Below are 12612 nucleotides of genomic sequence, written 5' to 3' on the forward strand. Positions count from 1 at the left end.
GATAAAGCACTTGGAAATAGTCCAACTTCGAGAATAGGTTTAGGAGAGACGTTTAAAACATTTGACACATTTGAAAACGGAGTGGCAACAAGTATAAAATCGATGAATTTAAATGCAAAATCTTATCAAAGCGGAACAAATATGTTAAGTACAATGAAAAGAGCGATAAATGAAGCTGCTGATTTTAGAAATTATGATTTAAACAAAATTCGTCTTAATTCAAAAGATATAAAAACTCGAGTAGTAAATTTTGTAGTAAATGATATAAATTTAAATCAATCTCAAATGGATAATTTGAAAAAAGCCATAAATTATGGCAAGCAGAGAGGAATAAAAGTAAAGATAACAGTAATAAAATAGGAGGATAAAAATGTTAATATCAGTACCGATATACAAAGAAAAGAAAAAAGAAAATTTTAGAATGATAATAATTCCAACAGGATTTGATGAAGTTGGAATAAGGAGATGTAAAGATTATAGTATAATTTCTTATTTAGATAAAAATGAAGTGGAAAAAATAGGAGAGCTAGTATTATGGGCTTTAGAGCAGAGTAGTGAAGAAATAATCAAAAATAGTTCTAAAATAAGTATAGAAAAACAGTATTCTAATAGTAATTCTTATAGAAAATTTTCAACAGAATATAATCTTATAAGTCTAGATTTTTATAAAAATATTTATTCGTTGGAACTAAGGAGAAAAGATGGAGCAGGGTTTGGTCCTTTTGAAGATGAAAACAGTGAATATGAATTTGGAGAAAAGAAACCAACAGCCTATGAATTAGGGAGTAAACTAATGGAAATGTTTGAGTATAAGGAAAATTATGATGAAATTTAAAAAATAAGTAAATTTTTTCCCCGCATTGTCGAAGTCGACTGCAAGGAGCGAAGACCGCCGGGTAGCGGGAGTATGAGGGCGGCAATGAGCCCTTATATTCCTTTATGTAAATAAAGACGGAGATAATAAATACAGGAGTTCCAAATATTTAGGAAGTAATTCCATGAAATATAAGCGGCTTATTGTAAATGAATGAAGTTGTATATATCAATTTGACAAAAAAGTAAAGATATGATATATTATCAAAGTATACGCATAGATTGGGTGGCTAATACCTATAATTTAGCGATTTTAATATTTTGGAGGTGTACAGGATGTTTGCAGTAATTAAAACAGGCGGAAAGCAATATAAAGTTGAAGTAGGGTCTGTATTAAAAGTTGAAAAATTAGCCGCTGAAGTAAATTCAGATGTGGAAATTAAAGAAGTTTTATTAGTAGGAGAAGGAAATAATGTAACGGTTGGAACTCCATTAGTAAATACTGCTTCTGTTATAGTAACAGTTAAAGAACATGGAAAAGGCGAGAAAAAGATCAACTTTAAATATAATAAGAAAACTTATTACAGAAAAAAGGGTCACAGACAGCAATATACAACTATTGAAGTCAAGTCGATAAATGCTTAATAAATTCAAAAGAAAGCTGATATTTCAATGATTAGAATAGAAATTCAGAAAAAAAATGAAAGAATTACATATTTTAAGATTAACGGACATGCCAATTTTAAAGAATACGGTGAAGATATAGTATGCTCAGCAGTTTCTTCAGTATCACAAATGACATTAAACGGATTATTGGAAATATTAAAATTAAAAAATTTGAAATATAGTGAAAAAGAAGGTTATATTGTCTGCGACTTGGAAAAATCAGGTTTAAGTGATGAGGAATATGAGAAAGCTGATATATTGACACAGTCAATGTTTTCATATTTAAAAGAAATCGTAAAAACATACGGGAAATATGTAAAATTGAAAATTAAGGAGGTATAAAAATGATATTGAAATTAAATTTACAGTTGTTTGCCTCAAAAAAAGGACAAGGGTCTACAAGAAACGGGAGAGACTCCAATCCTAAATATTTGGGAGTTAAAAAATATGACGGTGAATCAGTGAAAGCCGGAAATATAATTGTCAGACAGAGAGGAACTAAATTTCATCCGGGGGCAAATATGGGATTAGGTAAGGATTATACATTATTTGCTTTAACTGACGGATATGTAAAATTTGAAAATTTTGGAAAAGGTAAAAAAAGAGTAAGTATTTATGCTGAAAAGGCAGAAGCATAATAAAAAAAAGACAGTATTCTATATTTTTTAGAAACTGTCTTTTTGTTTGGGATTTTTTCAATAAACTGAAAGAGATTATATATTTCACATGTTTTGAAAGTTGATAATTTTTATTTCGTTACTTTAAAATTTATTTTTCCATAATGTATTTGAATATGAATAAAAAAGAAAAATTATAAAATATAAAATTTTATTATAAAAAACCGATCTCGCCTTTTTTAAGAAAATAGATAAAAAGAGAAACAATAGTAAGACTGTCAATGATTATATTATTTAATATTTTTTCAATTATTTCATTCTTTTTCAACCATACGACTTCGGCAGTTTCAGTTTTATCAAAAACATTTTGTTCTATTTCACTGTCAACTTTACCGAATATAACATGGAAAGTTTGGGTACTGACACCATTACTTGGATAAAAAGTAAAAATATCATCACTGAAAGAAGCTTTGTATCCTGTTTCCTCAAAACATTCTCTTATTCCCCCCTTTTTTATATTTTCTTCTTTTTCCAGACTTCCGGCAGGAATTTCAAGACTTAGACTGCCGGTTATGTATCTATATGAATTTACAAATAATATTTCTCCTTTTTTATTTTCTACAACAGTTCCTACAGAATCATTTAAAAAGTCTATTGTATAAAAATCATAGTCAATTTTTGTACAATTATTAGTTATTTTATCGAGAAATACTCGGTACCATTTATTTTCCAGCAGTTTAGTTCTAGAATTTAAATTGAACATTTTAATACCTCCTAAAATAAAATCTATATAAATTATTTTGGTAACTTGCAATTATTCATTATTATTATAACCTGATTTCAGGAAAATAAAATAATTTGAATTGAAAAAAATACATATTTCAGGGTTAAAATTAGTCTGATAATATGATATAATTGACTGAAAATAATAAGCATAGAAAATGAAAGAAAGGAGTTGTGTGGTGTTTTGCCACATAGAGAAAAATGTTATTAGAATTAAGAGAATTACAAACAAATACTCAAAAATACGTGGATAAAGAAATAGAACTGAACGGATGGATAAAAAAAATAAGAAGCCAGAAAACTTTTGGATTTATAGAGTTGAATGACGGTACATTTTTTAACGGAATTCAGGTAGTTATAAGTGAAGAACTTCCTAATTTTGAAGAAGTATCCAAGCTGACAATTTCTTCCTCAATAAAAGTTTACGGAAAGTTGGTAAAATCTGAGGGGAAAGGTCAAGAATATGAAATAAAAGCTACTAAAGTGGAAATTTATGATAAATCCGATTCCGACTATCCTCTTCAGAATAAAAGACATACATTTGAATTTTTAAGAACAATAGCACATTTGAGACCGAGAACGAATACATTTTTTGCGGTGTTCAGAGTAAGATCGATTTTATCTTATGCAATACATAAATTTTTTCAGGAGAAAAATTTTGTTTATGTTCAGACACCTATAATTACAGGAAGTGATGCTGAAGGTGCAGGAGAAATGTTTAAGTTGACAACTTTGGATCTGGAAAATGTGCCTAAAAATGAAAAGGGATATATTAATTTTAAACAAGACTTTTTCGGAAAAGAAGCCAATTTAACGGTAAGCGGACAACTGAATGTGGAAACATTCTGTACGGCATTTAAAAATACATATACATTTGGTCCGACTTTTAGAGCTGAAAATTCCAATACTCCGAAGCATGCCGCTGAGTTTTGGATGATGGAACCTGAAATTGCCTTTGCAGATTTAGATGTAAATATGGACATTATTGAAGAAATGATAAAATATATAGTAAAATACGTAAGAGAGCATGCAAAGGAAGAAATGGAATTTTTCAATAAATTTATAGATAAAGAGCTGTTTGAAAGACTTGATATACTTGTAAATTCAGATTTTGACAGAATTACTTATACTGAAGCAATTGAAATATTGAAAAATTCCGGACAAGATTTTGAATATGAAGTGGAGTGGGGAATAGATCTTCAAACTGAACATGAAAGATATTTGGCTGAAAAACATTTTAAAAAACCTGTATTTGTAACGGACTATCCTAAAGATATAAAAGCATTTTACATGAAATTAAATGAAGATGATAAAACCGTAAGAGCAGTAGACTTATTAGCACCGGGAATAGGAGAAATAGTCGGGGGAAGCCAAAGGGAAGATAAATATGAAATTCTTTTGGAAAAAATAAATCAGATGGGCTTAAAAGAAGAAGATTACTGGTGGTATCTCGATTTAAGAAAATATGGAAGTGTACCTCATTCGGGATTTGGGCTTGGATTTGACAGAATGCTTATGTATATAACGGGAATGACAAATATAAGGGATGTAATTCCTTTCCCGAGAACTACAAAAAATCTTGAGTTTTAGTTATATACTTAATTTAATAAAATTCTAAGTATAATAATTTAAAATATAAAAATATCAATGAGATGTTATGTTGGAGGAAAATATGAAAAAAGTAAAAAAAATAGCATTAAGTCTGATAATTATATTTACAGTCGCTATGACGGTAAAAGGAGATTTACTGGGAAAAATCCAGACAATAGACACTCTTGTTCAGCAAGGAAAGTATGACAGAGCGGAGCAGGCTGCAAGAAGATTACTGAACGATCCGAACATAACTCCTCAGGAAAAGGCGTCAGTACAAAATCTTCTAAACGAAATATCAAAGAAAAAAAATTCTCAGAAACAACAGCAGACTGTAACGCAATCTACTGAAAAGCAAAATGATGCTCAGGCGGAAATAGATAAAATAATATCCGAAGCGGTTCAGGGAGAAAATATTGCAACTACTTTACCTCCTACAGCAGATACAGGAACAGTACCTATAACTCAGACAGATGATGTATCTGACGGGTCAAAATTTGGAACGTATAATAACTATGAAAAAGCGGCACTTGCTAAAAGGAATGCTTCAACAATATTTCAATTATGTCAGTTATATTTTAAAGACGGACTTTTTGAAAGAGCGGCAAATCTTGCTAAGAAAGATACATCAGGAGATTTGAGAAACCTTTATGTAGTTGCTATAAGTTCAAGATTAATGGGAAATTATGATCAGTCAATAAATTATTATAACAGGATACTTTCTGTATCACCGGGAGAAGCTCAGGCAAGACTGGGAATAGGTATAGCATATAAAGGAAAAGGAGAATTCTCCAAAGCTCTGGAGTATCTGAGAGCCTATGCAGCAACAAATCCTGACAGGGAAGTTACAAGACAGATTGCTGTGTTAAATGAAGTAATAGCAAATAATAAACAGTAGGGATAAAAATTAATTGGGGGATTAATTTATGGGGTGGCTGAAATTAAAAGAAGCAGGTATGAAGGATGGATATATAAGAAAGTTAATGGGGTATTATAAGACATATGAAGAACTGTTTTGTGATGAAAATTTTAAACTTTTTAATACCGGGCTGAAAACAATGCTTGAAAAAGCAAGAAATATTGATATAAGTAAAAAGATGGATTTATATTATAAAAACAGGATTAGGATAATTAGTGCAAATGATAGGGAATATCCCGAAAAATTAAAAAAAATCATTGATTATCCTCTGTTTTTGTATGTGAAAGGGAAATCGCTGAATGAATTTATAAATACAGATGACAGGATAAGAAAAAATATAGCGGTAGTAGGTACGAGAAGGGCTACAAAATTTGGAAAAAGCTCATGTGAAAGAATAGTAAAAGAACTTTTATACTACAACGTAAATTTAATAAGCGGTCTTGCTGAAGGGATAGATACAATAGCACTTACAGTTGCAGTTGAAAAAGAAGGGAATGCTGTAGCTGTTGTTGGTAGCGGACTTGACAGAGTTTATCCTTATGAAAATAAAATTTTATGGGAAAAAATAAGTGGTAACGGTATATTGATTAGTGAATATCCACTGGGAACGGAGCCGTTGAAATGGAATTTTCCTAAAAGAAATCGTATAATAGCGGGACTTGCAGACGGAATAATAATAGCTGAAAGTTTCAAATCGGGAGGTTCACTTATAACAGCAGAACTTGGGTTTTCCATGGATAAGGAAATATTTGCCATACCGGGATTTATAAATTATCCGTCATTTGAAGGATGTAATAATCTTATAAAAGAAAATAAGGCAAAACTTATAACTTGTGCTGAAGATGTGGCACAAGAGTTTCTGTGGGATATAAATAAGGAGAAAAGTAAAATTTCAAAATTAAATGAAGAGGAAAAACTGTTATTTTGTCATCTTTATGAAGAAACAGGACTGGAAGAATTGATGGAAAAAGTAAAAAATAAAATTCCTTTAAATCGTATATTGTCAATTTTAATGAGTCTCAAAGTAAAAGGACTTATAATTGAAACGGGAACGGCAAAATATGTAAGACTGATTTAAAATAGATTTGAATGTAGAATATATTAAGAAAGAGAATTTATTGAGTAATGCAATCCTACTCACTTTTCAGTCTGACTTTAAATTTGTTTTTTAATTGACAACTATGAATATAAATTAACTTGAAAATAAAAAAAGTGATATATAATTTTTAAAAATTTGAGGTGAGAGTTTTGGCAAAAAAACTTGTAATAGTGGAATCGCCGTCCAAAGCAAAAACAATTGAAAAGATATTGGGAAAAGGCTATGAAGTTACGGCTTCTTACGGTCATGTTATTGATTTACCAAAAACAAAAATAGGTATAGATGTGGAAAATAATTTTGAGCCTAAATATCAGGTCATAAAGGGAAAAGGTGAAGTACTTAAAAAATTGAAAGAAAAGTCTAAAAAAGCGAGTACGGTATACCTTGCATCAGATCAGGACAGAGAAGGGGAAGCCATAGCATGGCATATATCCAACTATATAAAACAGCCTGAAAAAACAAAAAGAATAGAATTTAATGAAATAACAAAGACAGCAGTAAATAATGCGATAAAAAATCCGAGAGACATAAATAAAAACCTTGTAAATGCCCAACAGGCAAGAAGACTTCTTGACAGGATAGTAGGATATAAAATAAGTCCTTTACTATGGAAAACAATAAATAAGAATGCCAGCGCAGGACGTGTGCAGTCAGTAGCTCTCAAACTTATCTGTGATCTGGAAGATGAAATAAAAGGCTTTGTTCCTCAAAAATATTGGGAAGTAAATGTTCTTCTTGAAAATGGGATAAGTCTTAATCTTTTGGAAATATCGGGAGAAAAAGTTGACAAAATTTTTGATGAAAAAGTAGTAAAAAAACTGGAAAAAGAATTAAATGAGAAGTTTTTAACCCTTGAAAGTATTGAAATCAAAAAAAAGACTCAAAGACCTCCGTTAGTTTTCAAAACAAGTACACTTCAGCAGTTGGCATCTTCTTATTTGGGATACGGAGCTACAAAAACAATGAGAATTGCCCAGCAGCTATATGAGGGGCTTTCAATCAACGGAGAAAACAGGGGACTTATAACATACATGAGAACTGATTCTACAAGAGTTTCAATGGATGCTCTCAATATGGCGAAAGAATATATAACGAAAAAATTTGGAAAAGAATATGTAGGGTATTATGTTACTAAAAATTCTAAATCCAATGTACAGGATGCTCATGAAGGAATAAGACCGTCAGATATAAATCTTGATCCCGAAGAAATAAAAGATTTTCTTTCAAATGATCAGTATAAGTTATATAAACTCATATGGAACAGATTTTTAGTTTCACAATTTGCAGCAATGAAATATGAACAAATGCAAATAAATGCTGTAAATGGTGATTATAAATTTAGAGGGACAATAAATAAAGTAATATTTGACGGATATTATAAAATATTCAAAGAGGAAGACGAAATAAAAACAGCTGATTTTCCTGATTTGAAAGAGGGAGACAGTTATCTGATTGAAAAACTGAATATAGAAGAGGGAATTACAAAACCCCCTACAAGATATTCCGAGGCTACGCTTGTTAAAAAACTTGAATCTGAAGGAATAGGAAGACCATCCACTTATGCTTCAATAGTGGAAACTCTTAAAACAAGGGAATATGTGGAAATTATTGAAAAAAGATTTCATCCTACGTTTCTCGGGTATGAAGTTAAAAATGAACTGGAAAAGAATTTTGAAGATATAATGAATGTGAAATTTACAGCAATTATGGAAGAAGATTTGGATAAAATTGAAGAGGGAGATGTCCAATGGGTGGAACTTCTGAAAAAATTTTATAATTCACTGGAAATTCATCTTGAGCAGTATGAGAAAGAAATAGAAAGATTAAAAGAAAGAAGGATAGAGTCGGATATTCCCTGTTCAGGCGGAAAAGAACTTATGGTTCTGAAAACAGGAAGATTTGGTAAATATCTTGTATGTGAATCCAATCCCGAAGAAAAAATAACATTAAAAGGTATAGCTATAAATCCTGAAGAAATTGAAGCAGGAAAAATATTTATAAAGGCTGAAGTGGAAAAACTTCAAGCAGATAAAAAAGGCTTGTTGACAGATTTTTTTACTGAGGAAAACAAAAGATATTTACTTAAAAAAGGACGATTTGGAGAATATCTTGAAAGTGAAGATTATGAAAATGACCAAAAACGTATGTCGCTTCCATTATCAGTAAAACAGAAATATAAAAAAGGGACTTTAAGTGAAAAGAACGGAATTTTAGAAATAAACGAGGAAATTACCGGCATTCTTAATGAAGAAAGAAAAATAATAGAAGAAGCGGGAACATGTGAAAAATGCGGACGTTCTTTTGAAATAAAAATAGGACGATTTGGAAAATTTTTAGCATGTACGGGATATCCTGATTGTAAAAATATAAAAGCCATACCTAAATCAAAAACAGCTTCTTCAAAAAGAAAAATAACAAAAAAAACGGTAACAGAAAAAAAGACAGTAGCAAAGTCGGTGAGAGTGAAAAAATCTAAAAAAGAAGCTGTTGAAAAGAAATCATCAGCAAAAAAGACGATCAAGAAAAAAACTATTAAAAAGGAAACGTCGGAAAAATAAACTATATGAAATAAAAAACCGATAGTGGAGAATTTTTATGAAAACTGTAAAGACAAACAGTAAAGAAAAAGTAATAGAAGAAAATAAAGAAATGGATAAAAATTTTGAAGAAAAAGATAATTTGAAGTCCTATGTTGAAAAATTTTTGTATTATGAAGAAGTAATAATCGGAAAAAGTTATAATACAATAAAAGGTTACAGAAAAGATATAATACAGTTTATGGATTATCTGCAAGAATATGAGGAAATTAATGATTTTGATCAAATTGAAACTATAACTTTCAGGTCTTTTATAGCTTACTTAAATTCTGTTGATAAAAGAAATAAAGAAATAGTGTCTGAAAAATCCGTATCTAAAAGAAGTATTAACAGAAAGATTTCAGCGTTGAGGACATTTTTCAAATATTTACAGGAAAAGAAAATTATAAAATCCAATAAAGTGACTTATATTACAATGCCTAAATTTGAGAAGGAGTTGCCGAACGTTCTGAGTAAAGAAGATATAGATAGATTAAGAAATGTAGTAAATACTGAAAAATTAACGGGAATAAGAGACAGACTTATCATAGAGCTTCTTTATTCAAGCGGAATAAGAGCAAGTGAACTTATAGATTTAAGTGAATATATGATAAATATTGATGAGAGGGAAATAAGGGTTATAGGAAAAGGTAATAAAGAAAGAATTACTTTTTTCAGTGAAAACAGTAAAAAATGGTTAGAAAAATATATAGAAGAAAAAAAGAAGAAATATGCCAATTATAATAAAAATACAATTTTTACAAACAGCAAGGGGGAAAAATTGACAACAAGATCTTTGAGAAGACTTATAGCAGACTATGCAAAAAAAGCTGAAATTAATAAGGAAGTTACTCCCCATGTATTTAGACACACATTTGCAACGGAACTTTTAAATAACGGAGTGGATATAAGATATTTACAGGAACTTTTAGGACACAGCAGTATATCTACTACGCAGGTATATACTCATGTAAGTAAGGCACTTTTAAAAGATGTATATATGAATACACATCCATTAGCAAAAGAATAAATAAAAAAATAAATACGGAGGAAACATTGATTTTAAAAAAATGCAAAGGTTGCGGAATAGAATTGCAATCTGAAAATAAAGGAAAGAAAGGGTATGTTCCTGAAGAAAAATTTATAACTGAAGAAGATCTGCTTTGCCAGCGATGTTTCAAAATAAAGAATTACGGACAGAATATTGAAAATGATTTGACAAAGGAAGATTATTCAAAGGAAGTAACGGAAAGTGTTAAAAAATCTGATATAATACTTCCGATATTTGATATTATTGATTTTGAAGGCTCTTTTACAGAAGAGATATTGGATTATTTAAAAGACTACAGGTCTTTAATATTAATAAATAAAATAGATCTTTTGCCTGATTTTCTTCATCCAACGGAAATAGCCGATTGGGTAAAAGGAAGACTTATAGAAGAAGATATAGTTCCTGACGATATTGCTTTTTTAAGTGCAAAAAGTAAATATGGCATAAATGGAATTATAAAAAAAATAAATAATATATTTGCAGGAGAAAAAGTAAATGCGGTAGTTCTGGGGGCTTCAAATGTGGGGAAATCTTCAGTAATTAATTTACTGTTGGGAAAAAATAGGATAACTACTTCAAAGTATTCAGGAACTACTTTAAAATCAATAAGCAATAAAATACCTAAAACCAATATAAAAATAATTGATACACCGGGACTGATTCCTGAGGGAAGAATTTCGGATTTAGTAAGTGTGGAAACAGGATTGAAATTAGTATCTTCAGGAGAAATTTCCAGAAAAACATTTAAACTTGAAGAAAATCGTATCTTTATGTTTGATGCTTTCTGTAGATTTAAAATTTTGGAAAATGAAAGTAAAGATGAAGAAAATTATAAGCCCATATTTTCAGCTTATTCTTCTAAAAGTGTAAAATTTCATATTACTAAAGAAGATAGAGTGGAAGAGCTGTTGAATGGGAAATTTTTTGAAGTCATGAAAAAAGATGAAAAGGAAAAATATTTGAAAAATAAATTTGTAACTTATAAAGTCAAGCTTAATCAAAATGAAGACCTTGCAATAGCAGGGTTAGGTTGGATTAATGTAAAGAGAGGTCCTTTACTTGTAGAACTTACTGTTCCTGAATATGCAAAAGTAATTGTAAGACCTGCCATGTTTAAAGGCAAAAAATAATATAAGGATAATTGGAGTATATATGGTATCAAATAATGGCTATCATTTGGAAATAAATAGAAAAAATGTGAAAAAATTAATAGGAAAAGCGATAATGTTGATAATAATATTTGTTACAGCTTTTTTTCTTACAGTTTATCTTTTTTCACGTAAAATAGAAAAAATAATAAAAGCGGATATTCAGATAGAAACCGAAAGATTTGAAAATGCTGTAAAAAGTTTTAGAGAAAAAACGGGAGTTTATCCTATTATAGCGGGAAAGGAAAATAATCTTAAAGAAATAAAAAGCCCTGATGGAAAATATACTTTTGATCTGTTTTACGGTACAGAAAAGCTTTATGAAATTCCCGGAAACCTGAAAAAAGGAATAGAAAAATCCAATAATACAGTTTTTACAAAAAATAATAAAGGTGGTTGGGTTTATAGCGGAATTACAGGAGAAGTAAAGCCTAATATAGAATAATAGAAATAAGAAACTGAAAAGTTTATTTGAATGAACATTTAGAAGAAGTATGAGTAACATAGGAGAAATTACGAAAGTATAAAAATAGAAATTATGGAAATTGGAGAAAAAAGATACAGATGAAATTTTCAGTATTGGGAAGTGGAAGTAGCGGCAATTCTAGCTATATAGAAATGGGAAATAAAAAATTTCTTATAGATGCAGGATTCAGTGGAAAAAAAACTATAGAAAAGTTAAACAGTATAGAACGTAGGATAGAAGATATAGACGGAATTTTTGTAACTCATGAGCATTCAGATCATATACAAGGATTGGGAGTTTTATCAAGAAAGTTTAATATTCCCATATATATTCACGAAATAACATACGGGATAATTAAGGAAAAAATAGGAAAAGTAGATTATAAAAATATAAATTTTATTACTGAAGAAAAGATTGTTATTGAAAATTGTGTAATAAATAATTTTGAAGTAATGCATGATGCAGAAAAATGTTTAGGATTTACATTTGAGTATGATAATAAGAAATTGGCTTATGCAAGTGATGTAGGGTGTACAAACAATATTATAAAAGAAAATTTTAAAAATAGTGATGTAATTGTAGTTGAAAGTAATTATGACTATAATATGCTTATGACAGGACCTTATCATTGGGAACTTAAAAACAGAGTAAAAGGAAGAAATGGACATTTATCCAATGCAGAAGCTTCAAAACTCATATCACAGGTGATGAGTGATAAACTGAAAAAAATTTATCTGATGCATATCAGTAAAGACAACAATACTCCTGAATTGGCATATAATTCCTTATATGAAATATTGGAAAGAGAAAATAAAAGTCATCTGGAAATAGAAATTGTGACTGAAAAGGAAACGATGATATATAAAGTATGATAAAAGGAAAAA

At 29.6% G+C, this 12612-nt stretch carries 14 protein-coding genes; 13 read left to right on the plus strand and 1 reads right to left on the minus strand.

Annotated elements, in window-relative coordinates; translation table 11 throughout:
* From EII29_RS12120 to rpmA, 5 genes are all read left to right on the plus strand, one after another.
* Window positions 1-360: hypothetical protein (locus EII29_RS12120; RefSeq protein WP_158612500.1), on the plus strand; the 360-nt coding region annotated here is incomplete at its 5' end.
* A gap of 10 nt (window positions 361-370) precedes the next feature.
* Window positions 371-835 (plus strand): osmolarity sensor protein EnvZ, encoded by a 465-nt coding sequence (locus EII29_RS08560; RefSeq protein WP_125237116.1) that lies wholly within the window; start codon window positions 371-373, stop codon window positions 833-835.
* Between the two features lie 314 nt (window positions 836-1149).
* Window positions 1150-1458 (plus strand): 50S ribosomal protein L21, encoded by a 309-nt coding sequence (rplU, locus tag EII29_RS08565; RefSeq protein ID WP_125237117.1) that lies wholly within the window; start codon window positions 1150-1152, stop codon window positions 1456-1458.
* 27 nt (window positions 1459-1485) lie between these two features.
* Window positions 1486-1821, plus strand: coding sequence for a ribosomal-processing cysteine protease Prp (locus EII29_RS08570; protein WP_125237118.1), 336 nt, complete (start codon window positions 1486-1488; stop codon window positions 1819-1821).
* A gap of 2 nt (window positions 1822-1823) precedes the next feature.
* Window positions 1824-2117, plus strand: a complete 294-nt coding sequence (gene rpmA / locus EII29_RS08575; protein ID WP_125237119.1) for a 50S ribosomal protein L27 — start codon at window positions 1824-1826, stop codon at window positions 2115-2117.
* A gap of 193 nt (window positions 2118-2310) precedes the next feature.
* On the opposite strand, the gene EII29_RS08580 is transcribed toward rpmA, so the two are convergent.
* Window positions 2311-2859 (minus strand): NUDIX hydrolase, encoded by a 549-nt coding sequence (locus tag EII29_RS08580; protein WP_125237120.1) that lies wholly within the window; start codon window positions 2857-2859, stop codon window positions 2311-2313.
* Between the two features lie 221 nt (window positions 2860-3080).
* Between EII29_RS08580 and asnS the strand changes: the two genes are divergently transcribed.
* The 8 genes from asnS (at window position 3081) to EII29_RS08620 (ending at window position 12600) form a co-directional block, all read left to right on the plus strand.
* Entirely contained in the window at window positions 3081-4469 is a 1389-nt protein-coding gene (gene asnS, locus EII29_RS08585; RefSeq protein WP_125237121.1) for an asparagine--tRNA ligase, read from the plus strand.
* Window positions 4470-4551: 82 nt separating this feature from the next.
* Window positions 4552-5367 carry a lipopolysaccharide assembly protein LapB gene (locus tag EII29_RS08590; RefSeq protein WP_158612501.1) on the plus strand — a complete coding sequence of 272 codons (816 nt, stop codon included), beginning with the start codon at window positions 4552-4554 and terminating at the stop codon, window positions 5365-5367.
* A 28-nt stretch (window positions 5368-5395) separates the two neighbouring features.
* On the plus strand, window positions 5396-6466 hold the full coding sequence (gene dprA / locus EII29_RS08595) for a DNA-processing protein DprA (protein ID WP_125237123.1): 1071 nt from the start codon (window positions 5396-5398) through the stop codon (window positions 6464-6466).
* 170 nt (window positions 6467-6636) lie between these two features.
* Window positions 6637-9045: a type I DNA topoisomerase gene (gene topA, locus EII29_RS08600; RefSeq protein WP_125237124.1), complete on the plus strand. Its 2409-nt coding sequence runs from the start codon at window positions 6637-6639 to the stop codon at window positions 9043-9045.
* A gap of 37 nt (window positions 9046-9082) precedes the next feature.
* Window positions 9083-10093 carry a site-specific tyrosine recombinase/integron integrase gene (xerA, locus tag EII29_RS08605; protein WP_199726059.1) on the plus strand — a complete coding sequence of 337 codons (1011 nt, stop codon included), beginning with the start codon at window positions 9083-9085 and terminating at the stop codon, window positions 10091-10093.
* A gap of 29 nt (window positions 10094-10122) precedes the next feature.
* Complete coding sequence (yqeH, locus tag EII29_RS08610) at window positions 10123-11244, plus strand: ribosome biogenesis GTPase YqeH (RefSeq protein ID WP_199726064.1); 1122 nt, start codon at window positions 10123-10125, stop codon at window positions 11242-11244.
* A 22-nt stretch (window positions 11245-11266) separates the two neighbouring features.
* On the plus strand, window positions 11267-11707 hold the full coding sequence (locus EII29_RS08615) for a competence protein ComE (RefSeq protein ID WP_125237126.1): 441 nt from the start codon (window positions 11267-11269) through the stop codon (window positions 11705-11707).
* A 119-nt stretch (window positions 11708-11826) separates the two neighbouring features.
* On the plus strand, window positions 11827-12600 hold the full coding sequence (locus tag EII29_RS08620; protein WP_125237127.1) for an MBL fold metallo-hydrolase: 774 nt from the start codon (window positions 11827-11829) through the stop codon (window positions 12598-12600).
* Window positions 12601-12612 lie beyond the last annotated feature (12 nt).

This window comes from Leptotrichia sp. OH3620_COT-345, assembly GCF_003932895.1.
GTDB lineage: Bacteria > Fusobacteriota > Fusobacteriia > Fusobacteriales > Leptotrichiaceae > Pseudoleptotrichia.